Genomic DNA, 14,387 nt, shown 5'->3' on the forward strand with positions numbered 1-14,387 from the left:
ATTTATAGCGGTAGTTTAAAGACCACTCATTTAAAAGGACGCCAGCGTGAAGACAGCCATTCCCAAATCCGGCCCCAAGGCAGCAACGGGCCTTCCTCCAAGTCCTTCTGCTTGCCGATCGTGTAACCGATAAACAGCAGAAGCGCACAGAACAGCATATTCCAAAATCCGAAAAACAGATAAATCGGGCATAAAAACACGGCCGCCGCAATGCCGAGCAGGCGTCCTTTGTGACTCTCCCACAATTGCTTCCAGAACACCCCGCTACTCCCCCCTATTCAACCCGGCTTTTGATGACAGGCGAATGGACCAGGTTGGCGATGTATACCGAAACGTAAGATACGGGAATCCCCGTAATGTCCTCCACATGGTCATGAACCTGCTTCTGCACTTCCTCCGTCAATGCCGGAATGGACGTTTCGCCGTCGACAAGGGCGCGCACCACGATTTCAAGACCCGATTCCGTAATGCGGATGCGCGTCTTGACCTCTTTGATGCCGCGAACGCGGGAAGCGGCTTTATAGGACAAATTTTCGATCGTATCTACCGAGATCTGAATGTCTCCGTATTCCGTCCGTTGATCAATCGAGGACATCGAGCCGCGTTCTCGCCGCACCGATATGTAAAAGAAGCGGATGCTGAGCAAAAACAGCACCACGACGACCACCCACGAACCGATGTAAAACGGTCTCTGTTCCACGACGTCCAACTTCAGCGGCACGGCATCCGTCAGCAAAAGGACGGCAAAAATGGATAGGATTGCGATGCTCAAGCTGTGAACGAACAGCAAAAGTCTGTCTAAAATTTTGGCCACGACAGGTACAGCCTCCTTAGAAGAGGTTCATTTCGGTCAGCATGTCCATGCTGAAAATTACAGTAAACCCCTGACCCAGAACGGTCGGGGGTTTGAGGCAATCGTTATTTCACTCGGTGGGTTGATTCCGTCTCTTCCACGCGTTCCGCGGCTTTAAAGATGACGTCGTGAATATGTACATTCACTTCAACCACGTTCAGCCCCGTCATCGTTTCGATGGAACGTTTCACGTTGCGCTGAATTTCCGAGGCGACTTCAGGGAGACGGTTGCCGTATTCCACGATGACGGATACGTCTACAGCGGCTTCGCGTTGTCCGACTTCCACCTTTACGCCTTTGGAAAGATTCTTTCTTCCCAGCAATTCGGCAATGCCGCCGGCAAAACCGCCGCTCATTCCGGCAACGCCCTTCACCTCTACGGTAGCCAGACCCGCGATCACTTCAATGACTTCCGGGGCAATCTGAATTTCACCAATATCCGTACGTTCGAATTCCGTAGGCAATGTACTCATTCTATTCATCCACCTCTCAATAAGTATGACGCTGCTACTCGCGATAGCTACCGCGCACTTATTATACATACTATATCATTTTGGACTCATTATGACAAACTCGCGGCGGCTTTCTATATCTCGTTTTCTTCCAGAAATTTGATATCAAAATCGCCCTTGATGAATGTCGGATGATCCAGCAGCTTCTGATGAAAGGGGATCGTGGTATGAATGCCTTCGATGGCAAATTCGGACAATGCCCGCTTCATTTTGGCGATCGCTTCTTCCCGCGTCGCTCCCCAGACGATCAATTTGGCGATCATCGAATCGTAATGCGGGGAAATCATATAGCCAGGGTATGCCGCGCTATCCACGCGTACGCCCGGTCCTCCCGGCGGGAGGTAGAAACCGATCTTGCCCGGTGAAGGCATGAAATTGCGCGCAGGGTCCTCCGCATTAATCCGGCATTCGATCGACCAGCCGTTCAGCTTGATGTCGTCTTGGGCAAAGGACAGCGGATGGCCCTCGGCCACGGAGATCATCTCCTGAATAAGGTCGACGCCGGTCACCATCTCGGTCACCGGATGCTCCACCTGAATCCGCGTGTTCATTTCCATGAAATAAAATTGGCCGTCCGGTCCCAGCAGAAATTCCAGCGTACCGGCGCCGGAATAATTCACGGCCAGAGCGGCGCGAACCGCCGCTTCGCCCATTTCCCGCCGTTTTTCCGGCGACAGCACCGGGCAAGGCGCTTCTTCCACCAGCTTTTGCCGGCGGCGTTGAACCGAGCAGTCGCGTTCGCCGAGATAAACGGCATTCCCGTGTTTATCGGCAATGATTTGAATTTCCACGTGCTTCATTCCGGTCAAATACTTCTCCAAATAAACGCCGGCATTGCCGAAGGCCTTCTGGGCCTCCTGCTGCGCGGTCGTGATTTGCTTAACCAGCGAATCCTCGTCCTCGGCAATGCGGATCCCTTTGCCGCCGCCGCCGGCGGTCGCTTTGATAATGACCGGATAGCCGATGTCGCGGGCAACCATCACGGCCTCGTCCAAATCTTCGATCAATCCGTCGGAGCCGGGGATGACGGGGACGCTGGCATCCTTCATGGTTTGCTTCGCCACGGCTTTATCCCCCATCCGGTTGATCGCTTCCGGCGAAGGTCCGATAAACGTGATGTTGCAGGACCCGCAGATTTCGGCGAAATCGGCGTTCTCGGCCAAAAAGCCGTAGCCGGGATGGATGGCGTCGCATTCCGTCAACGTTGCCACGCTCATCAGGTTGGTTAAGTTCAAGTAACTGTCTTTGGACAACGTCGGACCGATGCAATAGGCTTCATCAGCCAAACGGACGTGCAGCGAATCCTTGTCCGCTTCGGAGTATACCGCAACGGTGGAGATGCCCAGCTCACGGCATGCCCGAATAATGCGAACGGCGATTTCGCCGCGGTTGGCTATCAATATTTTATGAAATTTCATGAGTCTTTCGTATCCTCCTTTGGAAAGCTAGGGTAGCGGCCCTGGCTTAAATAGGGCGGTTGCCTTCAACTTACTCCGGCTTCACCAAAAAGAGAGGTTGTCCGTATTCGACCATCTGTCCGTTCTCTACGAGAATATCCGTAATTTCGCCTTTCATTTCGGCCTCCAGCTCGTTCATCAGTTTCATGGCTTCGATGATGCACACCGTGGTTTTCTCGCCCACTTTATCTCCGATGTTCACGAACGGCTGCGACTCCGGCGAAGAAGAACGGTAGAACGTCCCGACCATCGGCGAAGCTATGGTATGTAAGTTGGCGGCTTGCGGTGCAGGGCGTGCAGCTTCGGCGGCTTGGGCGGATTCCTGCGCAACCGGCGCCGGCAAGACGGCCGGGATGCTTTGCGGCGCAGCGGCAACAATTTGCGGCTGTACATGGACAACTTCGCTGACGCCCGGTTTGCGGATGCACAATCGGGCACCTTCGTTTTCGATTTCTAGTTCATGGACGGATGTTTTGTCCACCAGTTCGATCAATTCTTTGATTTCGTTTAACTTAAACATATTCTCACTCTCTCCTTCAACATTGTAGAGGTTGTTCAAAAAGTCATCTTTCGATCATGAGGCAAGTCATGAAGCGGACTCGACGTCGAATCTTGAATTCAGCCGGGACTTCCGTTGCTCACGTAGATCTGTCTACGCTCTGCTACTCAGTCCCTAGCTTCATCCAACCTTCTCGATGCTCCAAACCTGACTTTTTGAACTCCTACTTTTAGGGAAAGCCTGGGCTTACAACCATTTACAGTTCATAACTTTATGTATTATATCATAATCGATCAAAATGGAAAGAGCCCAAGTTCACCTCGGACTCTTTCTGACTATGGGTTTAACTGGTTCGATGTTTACAAGATTATCGGATTACTGCGTGACGTATTGTACGCTGACTTTGTCCTGGGAAACGCCAAGCTCCTTGATGACCAGATCCATAATGCTCACGGCTTCCTTGGCTTCCATCTTCTCGCTGACGACGACGACTTTGTATTTGTCGTCCGACTCCGTTACCACGGCGTTGGCGTATTGCTGTTTAAGTTTTTCTTCGATATCGTAAATCTTCTCTTCCTTCTCTTCCAAGGCGTTCAATTCTTGTTGGGCCATCACCGCTTCATCCAGCGTTTTGTTATCATCGTTGATCGCTTGCATCAACTCTTCCGTCTTCTTCATATTTTCTTGCGTACGATCGAATTGATAAGCGGTCAGCGTGTCCGTGGAGGATACGCCTTGCGCTTCCATTTGGTTTAGGACATCCTCGTCCGTCGGCGTTTGTTCCTTGTCGCCTGCATTCGCCGTGCCTTCGGCCGCCTTATCGGCGTTCGCTTGATCAGTACCGCCATTGGCCGCCGGAGCTCCCTCGCTCGTTGCCGCAGCATCCGGATTGTCATTGCCTTCCGTACCGGCGGCCTGCTCCTCGGCAGCCATGTCGTCCGTAACGGCGCCGTCGCTTTCTCCGCCGTCCGTCGTTACTTCGGACAGGATCACTTCATCGTCCGCGGTCGTACCGCTGCCTTCCGGCATTCCTTCCTGCGTCGTGGCGTTATTCGTGGTGCTGACCTGTTGCCCGTCGGTTGGCGTGGACGCCTGAGGTCCGTCTTCCGTAAACAGGTAATACGCGGATAAAATCACCATCAAGCTTAACATCGATACCAGCCAAATCGTTTGTCTTTTGGATTTCATAGAATAATTCCTCCTAAATGGTTTGTTATAAAAAGCTCCCTCTTCTTAGTGCCCCTATATGGAAACAGCCGCTACTGGGACTGTTTGCGCGGTACCACGGAAATCCGGTATGCCGGTACGTTCAAGCCCTTTTCGACGGCATCGACGATAAGGCTTTTCACGGTTTTGTTTTCGGCTCCCCTGGCGACGATGAGCACGCCGCGTACTTTCGGTTTGATTTTTTTGGTTACGATCGGCTGCTCGCTTCCCGATGCTTCATAGGTCACGATCTGGCCGTCCCGGGTGTATTGGGTGATGTGCCTTTTGCCGCCGTCCGCATCGCTTTCTTCCGTCAATTCCTGCGAGTCCTTCACATTGCGCTGGACGACGATCTCCTCCGTCGAATCTATCGTCACGAGGACGTCGACGGCGCCGACGCCGACGATTTTCTCCAAAATCTCCTTGGTTTTGTTCTCCAGCGTCATTTCGATGCTGCTGAAATCGTCGCCTTCCGTTCCGCCGGCCGATCCGGTCGAGCCGGTCAATTCCTGCATCATGGGCGGTTCTCTGCTGCCATCGCCCTCCGTGTCGACCTGCTTGACATGGACAAACGAATTGAACAGCATGATGGCGATCCCGACCAATCCGAGAATCAACAATAATCGGAACGTGTTTACGCTTTTTTTGCCCTCCGATCCTCGCCCTAACCATTGTTCAAGCTTCTTCAGCCATCCCGGCACGACCCTCACCTCCTATCTTTCGTTACCCCTGCGGGTGGACAATCGTCACCGCATCCTTGCCCACGCCCCAGTTTTGTTCGAGCAAGCCTTCGATCTGCGCGGCCAGGCGCTGCTGATTTTGCTCTTTCTCCCCCGACAACGAATCCCCGGTTTCCCCCTCAGGTACGGTTCCGGCCGACGCTTCGTCATCGGAGCCGGCCATCGCCGCGCTGGATACCGCCTGGTCATGGCCGGCTGTCTTTGCGGGCTTGCCGGAAGCTTCTTCGGCGCTCACGCTGATCTGTATTTTCTCCACCGGTGTTACCGATATCTCCGGCCCCCGTCCGGATGCACCGTGTTCAGCGCCGCCTTCCTCCGGCATGGCCTGCGCCATGACCACCTCCACCGAGGAGATGGCCGGCTCCGCTGCAAGCGGATTGGCACCGTTATTTCCGGCCTTCGATGTTGCCGGCTTGTTCACCAGTTTCACGGACACGCGTTCCACCGGTTGTCCCGTTTCCCGCTCGATTTGCTCCTTCATCTGCCTTGCCGCCTCCTCGCCCGCCCATTGCAGCGCCTCGGTTTCCTGCTTTTGGCGAAGCTCTTCGCCTTGCTGCAGTATGGCTTCCGTACTCCGGTTCACGCTCTCATCCCCCAGACCTTCAAAGCTATTCGAAAAGGCCGCTTCCAACCGCTCTTTCGCATCCGGCGAGAACAGCTTCATCACCGGGGAAAGCAGCGTCAGCAGGATCAGCAGACTGACGACGAACCTGACGTAGCGCTCCATCGCCCGATTGGGCAGCAGCAATTCGATGAATACCGCAATCAGCACGACAGCAATAATTTCCTTCAGCCATTCCGCCAGCCAGTCCACCGTTTCATCACCACCCCGTGTTTGTTCGCGAACCCGCTTCAGTTCACCTCATCATGACTGTGATGTTGCCCGCGGTCAGCATGATCGTGATCGCCAGAAAAAACATCATGCCGACCGCAGCCAGCGCGGCGAAGACGTAAATCATGCTTTTGCCGATCGTTTCCAGACAAGTCACCACCGGCGAGTCGCCCAGAGGCTGCATCACCGCGGCCGCCAGGTTAAAGATGAGCGCGAGCGTGATGATTTTGATCGCCGGGAACGCGCAGAGGAACAGCAAAATGATTACGCCGACCAGACCGATCGAGTTTTTGACGAGCAGCGAAGCGGATATGACCGTGTCCGTGGCGTCGGCGAATACTTTGCCGACCACCGGCACGAAATTGCCGGTCAGGTATTTGGCCGCCCGCAGCGTAACGCCGTCCGCCACCGAGCCGGTAATGCCTTTGACGGAAATGACGCCGAGAAAGACGGTCAGCAGAATTCCCAGCAGAGCCATGCTGACGGTGCGGAGCAGATTGGCCAGTTGCGTTAATTTATATTTGTCGGACAAGGAGCTGACGATGTGCAGGATCGCCGAGAAAAACAGCAACGGGAACACCACCATGTGCACGGCCGTACCTACCGCATGAACCATAAACACGACCAGCGGATGCGTTACGGTCACGGTCACCGCATTGCCCATGGAAGCCAGCAGCGTGAACAGCAGCGGCACCATCGCCATCATAAAGTCGATCATGCCGCTGATCGCATTCGTGGCATATTGGATCGCGACATGGAAGCTGTTGATCGCGAGTACCAGAATCACCATGTAGCAAATCGCATAGGCGACTTTACTGACTTGCTTGCGTTCAAATGCCGTCTGCAATGTTTCAAGGATCAAGCTGAAAATCGAAAGCAGCACGATGGTCACCAGGATGTGTCCGTTATACAGCACTTCATGCCACATATATCGCATCAGACCCGTTAATCCCGACTTCAAGCTGAAGCTTTGGTCCTGCTGGAGAAGCATCTCCATAAAAGAAGGGACTTTCTGATCCGGAAAAAAACCGCCGTAATCTTTCATCAGCTGCTGCCAATACGATTCTACCTGGTCGGTCGGGAGCTCTTCGGCCTGGCGCTGGATCCAGTTGTCATCCGCCCCTTCGGCGGAGGAAACCATCGGCATGTACCAGAACAGCAAAACCCCGATAAAGATCAAAACCAGCGTTTTGCCGCGCCAACGTTCGTTCGTAGCGATCATCTTCCTTCTCCCCATTCTGATGCAACCTTTTACGCCGGCAGCAGCTTGATCACGGTCTCGATGATGATGCTGATAATCGGGATGGCGAGCACCATGATGAGAATTTTCCCCGCCATTTCGATCTTGCTCGCGATGCTCTCTTGCCCGGCATCCCGCACGATTTGCGCCCCGAATTCGGCAATGTAGGCGATCCCGATAATCTTGAGGATCGTTTTGAGATAAATCATCTGAACCCCGGATTTCTCGGCCAAATCCTCCAGCACCTCGATGATGCCGCCGATTTTGCCGATCAAATAAAGGAAGATCAGGATACCCGTGCTGGCGGCGATCAGGAAGGCGAACATCGGCTTTTGCTCTTTAATGACCAGGATCAGCACTGTTGCGATCAGTCCGAGCCCTACGATTTGGATGATTTCCACTGGGAGCTCACCTACTGGAATAAGAAGATCGATTTGATTTCCTGAAACAGACTGTCAAGCAGCCGGATGACCATGAACAATACGACGACGAATCCGATCAGCGTAACCCAATGCGCCATGTCCTCTTTTCCCATCTGTTTCAGCACCGTGTGGATCATGGCGATAATGATGCCGATGCCTGCGATCTGAAAAATGGCGTTCACTTCTATGTTCATTGATTTGGCACCTCACTAACGATTTCACAGGCGACAATCAGCCGTGGAGGGAAATGATATTCAGTAGAACAAAATGACGATGAACGCTCCGCACAATAGACCCAGGCTTCGATACATTTTTTCATAGCGGGCTTGTTCTTCCCGTGCCGTGGATTCTTCGCCTTCCAGCTGCCGGACCGCCGTGGCCAGATGACCGAGCTGGTCCTTCCGGTCGCTTGTCCCGAGCGTATAGCTCAGCTGCCGGATCACTTCCTGCTCGGGCGCTTTCATGGCGGTATATTTCCACAGCTTCACTGCGGCTTGCTCCAGGCTTTCTTGGGCTGTCCATTGGTTTGCTGAACTCATATTGTCCGCAGCCGACACGAACACGGCCCGAATCGGTTCCTGGCTTTGCTCGCCGATCCGGCGCAAGGCATCCGGCAGCGGCGTAAAGCCGTACATAATTTCCGTCTCCAGCCGCTTCAAAGCAAGAATCAGCCGGCGGATCTGGTTCGGGCGGTTGGCGTATTGCCTGGCCTGCAGCCAGCCCGCCAGCGTGGCGGTTAAGAGGACGAGCGCGGCCCCGAACATTTTAAGCATGTTCTTCCCTGCCTTTCCATTCCGTGCCGGGCGACTGCATCCCCCGCCGCTTGCCGTCCCACAATTTGAAAGCCAGTCCCTTTTCCGTCCGCGCAAGCACGGCGTACATTTGGAAAAAGGAGGTCTCCGACAGCTTGGACAGCGCCGGTCGCGAAGCTAAATCGTTCACGCCGGATCCATGTGCCGTCGCGATAACCCTGACTCCGGCATGCAACGCTTCGGCGAGCGCTTCGGCGTCCTCAGGCCGGCCGATCTCATCGACAATCAGCACGTCCGGCGACATGGAACGAATCATCATCATGATCCCCTCCGCCTTCGGACAGCCGTCCATCACGTCGGTTCGCGGCCCGACATCAAAGCCCGGGACCCCGCGTTTGCTGCCGGCAATTTCCGAGCGCTCGTCGATGACCGCTACCTTGAGTCCCGGCCACATGGCTTCCGGATGCCCCCAGGTCCCGCTGCTGATCTGCCGCGCCAAGTCGCGGATCAAGGTGGTTTTTCCATGCTGCGGCGGCGAGAGGATCAGCGTGTGATACACCGTTTTGTGCTTGAAATCCAGCAGCTTCGGCAGGATCGGATCGGCGATGCCTTTGATTTCCCTTGCAATCCGTAAGTTAAAGCCGCTGATATCGCGCAGATGCTCGACTTTCCCCCCGCTCAGCAAGGCCCTGCCGGCCAGTCCGATGCGATGGCCGCCCGCAATCGTAATGAATCCTTTGCGAAGCTCTTCTTCCATCGTATACAGTGAATGATTGGTGATCAGATCCAGCAGGCGGTTGCCGTCCTGTTTGACCGGCTTGTACGCGGCGTCGGGATTCCTCGTCATGTCTCCGTCCGGCGACAGGAAGTAGTAGCGGCCGCTCGCGTTGATCTCGAGCGGACGTCCCTCGCGGATGCGAACCTCTTCCAAAACCGGAAAGATAGAAGGCGGCAGCTTAAGCAGCAAAGCCCGGATGTTGTCGGGAAATACGGTTAACCAACTCGGGTTCATAGGCGTACCCCCAAAACTCTTACTCTTAGCGGATGTTCAAAAAGTCATCTATTGATCACGAAGCGGATCAAGAAGTGGATTCGGCGTCGAATCTTGAATTCAGCCGGGCCTTCCGTTGCTCACGTAGGCTCACCTACGCTCCGCTACTCATGCCCTAGCTTCATCCAACCTTCTCGGTGCTAAATACCTGACTTTTTGAACTCTTACTCTTAGCGGATGTTACTTTTAGAGACTGTTTACCTCTTAGTGCTTTTGCTATATCACATGTGTATGCCTGTACTTTGTCTTTATGCTAGGGAATCTATCATTTCTTCAAAATCCCGATTAAGAGGCACGCTACCCCGCACCCGATCCAAACCATCTTTCCCCAGGACAGTTTGTCGGCCATGCCGGCAAGCCCGATGGATGTCGTCACCAATAATACGGTCGGTCCGACAAATGCCAGCGCGGAATTAACGGCCAGCGCTTTGTCGACCCTGCCCAGTTTGAGCATAAGCAGCGCCGCCAAGATCTCTATCGTTCCCGAGAAGATTCGTAAGCTTGCCATGCCGGTTACAAATTTATCGAGCATAATAACCTCCTTCTTGTCCCCATCCACTCTCTTAACGATATGCCTGAATATCTCTTTTTATTAAAAAAGAAGGTTTGTTTTCTCTTAAAACGTTGAAATCAACTTGAGGCTGACGTGAGACGACACGTTTGCACGACAAAAAAATCCCCCCAAGCTCTCGCTTGAGGGGATTTCCGTGATGACAATAGGCTGCCGCCGGGTTTATCGGCGATCTTTGGGACCGCCGACGAAGGCTTGGCTTTCCGTATCCAGGCCATAGGCGGTATGCAGCGCCGTGACGACCTCGTTCAATTTGCTGCCGTCGATGACGCAGGATACTTTGATTTCCGAAGTGCTGACCATTTTGATGTTCACGCCTTCCTTGGAAATCACGTCGAACATTTGCGCGGCTACGCCCGGATGGCTGACCATGCCGGCCCCTACGATCGATACCTTAACCAGGCCTTCCTCCGAGGTCACCTCTTCATAAGGCAGTTCGCCGCGAATATCCTGCAGGACCCTAAGCGCTTTATCGCAGTCGGACAAAGCTACGGTAAAGGAAAAATCCGCCTTGCCATCCTGTACGCCGCTTTGCACGATGATGTCGACGTCGATTTTCTCGTTGGCCAACGAGCCGAATACCTTCGCCAGTACGCCAGGGATGTGCGATGCGCCCAAGATGCTGATACGGGCCACGTTTTTATCATAAGCAATACCGCTGACTACCACACCTTGTTCCATTTTAGCTTCCTCCTTCACAACCGTACCTTCATTATAGTTAAAGCTGGAGCGGACAACGAGCCGAACTTGATGATGCTTCGCGTATTCCACCGCGCGGGGATGGAGCACCGCGGCCCCCAGGTTGGCCAGTTCCAGCATTTCGTCGTAGGAGATTTCATCCAGCTTGCGCGCGTTTTTGACGATTCGCGGGTCGGTGGAGTATATGCCGTCGACGTCCGTGTAAATCTCGCAATAATCGGCCGAAGTCGCTGCGGCCAAAGCCACTGCCGTCGTATCCGAGCCGCCGCGGCCGAACGTCGTGATTTCGCCGTCCTCGGTCATGCCCTGGAACCCGGCGACCACCACGATGCAGCCTTCTTCCAGCGATTTCAGCACCCGCTCGGGACGGATATCGGTAATCCGCGCTTTCCCGTGTACGGCTTCCGTACGGAAGCCGGCCTGCCAACCCGTATAAGAAACGGCTTTTGCCCCCAGCGCATCGATGGCAATCGCCAACAGCGCGATGGAGATTTGCTCGCCGGTCGTCATCAGCATATCCATTTCCCGCAAAGGCGGTTCTTTGCCGAGCAGTTTTGCCTGGTCGATGAGGTCATCCGTGGTGTCTCCCATCGCGGAGACGACTACCATGACCTGGTGCCCTTCCTTCTGCTTCTCCACAACGCGCCGTGCAACGCGCTGCATCCGCTCCGTATCGCCCACGGAACTGCCACCAAATTTCATCACGTATAAAGCCAAGTCAGACCCTCCCTAATGGTGCTCCATCGTCGGAGCATTCAACCGTTTGAACCAGTAACGCTTTAAACCAGTATAATACGAAAGACCCGAATGTCGTCAATGCTTTTGCCGACATTAATAAAAATTCCTCCACCCGGATGAGGTGGAGGAGGCTGCCGTTATGCCAGGAACCCCGCACCAGACGGAGTCTATGGCCGCTAAAACCTTGCGGCGGCGCTTATGCCCGCGAAATGTACTTGCCTTCGCGCGTATCGATCAACAGGACGTCATCTTCATTAATAAACAGCGGGACTTGAACGTTAAGGCCTGTCTCAACCTTGGCGTTTTTGGTAGCGCCGGTTGCCGTATTGCCTTTGATGCCCGGCTCGGTTTCGATGACTTTCAGCTCAACGCTGTTCGGCAGGTTGATCCCTAGAATTTCGCCTTGATAACTAACGATCTTCACGTTCATGTTTTCTCTCAGGAAGTTCAGTTCCCATTTCAACTGATCCGACGTCAACGTGAATTGGTCGTAAGTTTCGTTGTCCATGAACGTATGCTCCTGGCCGCTGGCATACAAATATTGCACGTCGCGGTTTTCGATCAAGGCACGTCCGATCGTTTCGCCGGCACGGAACGTTTTCTCCACTGTGTTGCCGTTGCGCAAATTTTTCAGCTTGGAGCGGACAAATGCCGCGCCTTTGCCCGGTTTAACGTGCTGGAAATCCAACACGGTGTAAATATCGCCGTCTACCTCGACGGTCAAGCCTGTTTTAAAATCGTTTACTGAAATCACGAAAGTACCTCCTCAAGTGGGTTAACACCATTTATTAAAATTGTGAATGAAAAATACCCGAAATTCAAGTTGCCTGCGTCAGCTGCTGTTACCCCGCACTCAGGGAGCACTGCCAAAATACGTAAAATCAGGCTTCCCGCCTTCGGCCGAAGCCGCCGGCAATTTAACCGAGGGATATGAAGTCCTTCGTCGACTCGGTCAATCGGCGCATGCCGGTCTCCGTGATGACGACGTCGTCCTCGATGCGAACGCCCCCGATGCCCGGCAAATAAATGCCCGGCTCCACGGTAACGACCATCCCCGGTTTAAGGATCGTGTCGCTGGCCTTCGATACGCGGGGAGCTTCGTGAACCTCCATGCCAAGGCCATGCCCGGTGCTGTGCCCGAACTGGTCGCCGTAGCCGTAGCGCGTGATTACGTCGCGGGCCAAGGCATCCGCTTCGCGTCCGGTCATGCCCGGGCGGAGAAACTCCAGCGCGTGCAATTGGGCTTCCAGCACGATATCGTAAATTTCCCGCAGCTTGGCGCTTGGCGTACCCAGGGCAACCGTCCGCGTGATGTCGGAGCAGTACCCGTTCATGAGCGCGCCGAAATCCATCGTCACCAGTTCGCCCGTTTGCATGATCCGTTCGCTTGCCCGGCCATGCGGCAAAGCCGAACGTTCTCCGGAAGCCATGATCGTATCGAACGAGGTTCCCGTGGCACCGTTCTTGCGCATGAAGGTTTCCAGCTCAAGCGCGGCATCCCATTCGCTCACGCCCGGTTTAAGCACATCCAGCATATGTACGAAGGTCCGGTCGGCCAAATCCGCAGCTTCTTTCATAAAAGCCAGCTCTGCGTCGTCCTTGAACATCCGCAGTTCTTCCACCAGCCCGCTCAACGGCACCATCGTCACCGGGCTTAACTCGCTTTCGTAAGTACGGTACGCGGCATACACGAGATTGTCTTCCTCGAAGCCCAGCCGTTTGAGTTGTTCCTGATCCAGCAAGGACTTGATCGTCCCCGTCACCGATGCCCCGTGATCGACGATCTCAAAATCCGGGGCTTGCTCGGCCGCTTGCGTTAAATAACGGAAGTCCGTTAAAAGCCAGGCCTTTTGCAAAGTAACCAAAACGTAGCCGGAACTGCCCGTAAAGCCCGTCAAATAGCGGCGGTTCACTTCTCCGGTAGTCAGCACGGCTTCGATGTTTCGCGCATTCATCGCTTCGCGAAGCCGGGTAACACGAGTGCTCGCCATAATTAACTCTCCCTTTGTAGAGTAGTTCAAAAAGTCATCTTTTGATCACGAAGCTTTTACATGGTAGTGGACTCGACGTCGAATCTTGAATTCAGCCGGGCCTTCCGTTGCTCACGTAGATCTGTCTACGCTCCGCTACTCCGTCCCTAGCTTCATCCCACCTTCTCGGTGCTCCAAACCTGACTTTTTGAACTTTCATTGGAACGGTAGTTCAAAAAGTCATCTTTGGATCACAAAGTTTATCATGAAGCTTAATCGACATCGAATCTTGAATTCAACCTTTTTGGTGCTGAAAACCTGACTTTTTGAACACGCACTTGAAATTAAGTTTTAGCGTCTGATCCGTAACCCGTCCGAAAGCCACTACGCACGATCCAAATGGCGTATCAGCGCCAACAGTCCCAAATCATAGCCGTACGGCCCGAAACCGGCCAGCTGTCCCACCGCGATCGGCGCGATCACCGAGGTATGCCGAAAAGCTTCCCGGGCGTGAATGTTGGACAAATGCACCTCCACGACAGGGATATTGACCGATGTCAGGGCGTCCTTAAGGGCGTAGCTGTAGTGCGTCAATGCGCCCGGATTGAGCAGAATGCCGTCCGTATTCCCATACGCGGCATGAATCCGGTCGATCAGTTCGCCTTCATGGTTCGATTGAAAAAACGAAAGCTCCAGCCCGTTGGCCGCGGCCAGCTGCTCCAGATGCTGTTCAATGTCGCTAAGTTTCTCGGATCCGTAAACGCCGGGCTCGCGAACGCCGAGCAGATTCAAATTCGGTCCGTTCATCACCAGGATGCGGTACATTGCTGCTCCCCCTTCCTGAA

18 protein-coding genes are annotated in these 14,387 nt (G+C 54.1%); all 18 read right to left on the reverse strand.

Annotated features, from left to right (window positions below; all coding sequences use genetic code 11):
* Positions 1-26: 26 nt before the first annotated feature.
* A complete protein-coding gene (locus ACQ4N8_RS02650) occupies positions 27-260 on the reverse strand; it encodes a DUF2273 domain-containing protein (RefSeq protein ID WP_430702763.1) in 234 nt (77 codons plus the stop codon).
* A gap of 14 nt (positions 261-274) precedes the next feature.
* Complete coding sequence (gene amaP, locus ACQ4N8_RS02655) at positions 275-814, reverse strand: alkaline shock response membrane anchor protein AmaP (RefSeq protein ID WP_430702764.1); 540 nt, start codon at positions 812-814, stop codon at positions 275-277.
* 104 nt (positions 815-918) lie between these two features.
* A complete protein-coding gene (locus ACQ4N8_RS02660) occupies positions 919-1,326 on the reverse strand; it encodes an Asp23/Gls24 family envelope stress response protein (RefSeq protein ID WP_430702765.1) in 408 nt (135 codons plus the stop codon).
* A gap of 113 nt (positions 1,327-1,439) precedes the next feature.
* Positions 1,440-2,783 (reverse strand): acetyl-CoA carboxylase biotin carboxylase subunit, encoded by a 1,344-nt coding sequence (gene accC / locus ACQ4N8_RS02665; protein ID WP_430702766.1) that lies wholly within the window; start codon positions 2,781-2,783, stop codon positions 1,440-1,442.
* Between the two features lie 70 nt (positions 2,784-2,853).
* Positions 2,854-3,342: an acetyl-CoA carboxylase biotin carboxyl carrier protein gene (gene accB / locus ACQ4N8_RS02670; RefSeq protein WP_430702767.1), complete on the reverse strand. Its 489-nt coding sequence runs from the start codon at positions 3,340-3,342 to the stop codon at positions 2,854-2,856.
* 354 nt (positions 3,343-3,696) lie between these two features.
* Complete coding sequence (locus ACQ4N8_RS02675) at positions 3,697-4,509, reverse strand: SpoIIIAH-like family protein (RefSeq protein ID WP_430702768.1); 813 nt, start codon at positions 4,507-4,509, stop codon at positions 3,697-3,699.
* A 71-nt stretch (positions 4,510-4,580) separates the two neighbouring features.
* Entirely contained in the window at positions 4,581-5,228 is a 648-nt protein-coding gene (gene spoIIIAG, locus ACQ4N8_RS02680; RefSeq protein WP_430702769.1) for a stage III sporulation protein AG, read from the reverse strand.
* 22 nt (positions 5,229-5,250) lie between these two features.
* Positions 5,251-6,081 (reverse strand): stage III sporulation protein AF, encoded by an 831-nt coding sequence (spoIIIAF, locus tag ACQ4N8_RS02685; protein ID WP_430702770.1) that lies wholly within the window; start codon positions 6,079-6,081, stop codon positions 5,251-5,253.
* 43 nt (positions 6,082-6,124) lie between these two features.
* Complete coding sequence (spoIIIAE, locus tag ACQ4N8_RS02690; RefSeq protein ID WP_430702771.1) at positions 6,125-7,321, reverse strand: stage III sporulation protein AE; 1,197 nt, start codon at positions 7,319-7,321, stop codon at positions 6,125-6,127.
* Between the two features lie 29 nt (positions 7,322-7,350).
* A complete protein-coding gene (gene spoIIIAD, locus ACQ4N8_RS02695) occupies positions 7,351-7,740 on the reverse strand; it encodes a stage III sporulation protein AD (protein ID WP_430702772.1) in 390 nt (129 codons plus the stop codon).
* Between the two features lie 11 nt (positions 7,741-7,751).
* Positions 7,752-7,955: a stage III sporulation protein AC gene (gene spoIIIAC / locus ACQ4N8_RS02700; RefSeq protein ID WP_009225775.1), complete on the reverse strand. Its 204-nt coding sequence runs from the start codon at positions 7,953-7,955 to the stop codon at positions 7,752-7,754.
* 60 nt (positions 7,956-8,015) lie between these two features.
* Complete coding sequence (spoIIIAB, locus tag ACQ4N8_RS02705) at positions 8,016-8,534, reverse strand: stage III sporulation protein SpoIIIAB (protein WP_430702773.1); 519 nt, start codon at positions 8,532-8,534, stop codon at positions 8,016-8,018.
* Positions 8,527-9,525 (reverse strand): stage III sporulation protein AA, encoded by a 999-nt coding sequence (gene spoIIIAA, locus ACQ4N8_RS02710; RefSeq protein ID WP_430702774.1) that lies wholly within the window; start codon positions 9,523-9,525, stop codon positions 8,527-8,529. The genes spoIIIAB and spoIIIAA overlap by 8 nt, the downstream gene beginning before the upstream one ends.
* A 304-nt stretch (positions 9,526-9,829) precedes the next feature.
* Positions 9,830-10,096, reverse strand: a complete 267-nt coding sequence (locus ACQ4N8_RS02715) for a YqhV family protein (RefSeq protein ID WP_430702775.1) — start codon at positions 10,094-10,096, stop codon at positions 9,830-9,832.
* Positions 10,097-10,297: 201 nt separating this feature from the next.
* Positions 10,298-11,551: an aspartate kinase gene (locus tag ACQ4N8_RS02720; RefSeq protein ID WP_430702776.1), complete on the reverse strand. Its 1,254-nt coding sequence runs from the start codon at positions 11,549-11,551 to the stop codon at positions 10,298-10,300.
* A gap of 217 nt (positions 11,552-11,768) precedes the next feature.
* A complete protein-coding gene (gene efp / locus ACQ4N8_RS02725) occupies positions 11,769-12,326 on the reverse strand; it encodes an elongation factor P (RefSeq protein WP_430702777.1) in 558 nt (185 codons plus the stop codon).
* Between the two features lie 163 nt (positions 12,327-12,489).
* Positions 12,490-13,563: a M24 family metallopeptidase gene (locus ACQ4N8_RS02730; RefSeq protein WP_430702778.1), complete on the reverse strand. Its 1,074-nt coding sequence runs from the start codon at positions 13,561-13,563 to the stop codon at positions 12,490-12,492.
* A gap of 363 nt (positions 13,564-13,926) precedes the next feature.
* On the reverse strand, positions 13,927-14,367 hold the full coding sequence (gene aroQ / locus ACQ4N8_RS02735) for a type II 3-dehydroquinate dehydratase (RefSeq protein WP_430702779.1): 441 nt from the start codon (positions 14,365-14,367) through the stop codon (positions 13,927-13,929).
* Between the last annotated feature and the right edge of the window lie 20 nt (positions 14,368-14,387).

Origin of the sequence: Paenibacillus macerans, assembly GCF_050565405.1 — a bacterium.
GTDB lineage: Bacteria > Bacillota > Bacilli > Paenibacillales > Paenibacillaceae > Fontibacillus > Fontibacillus macerans_B.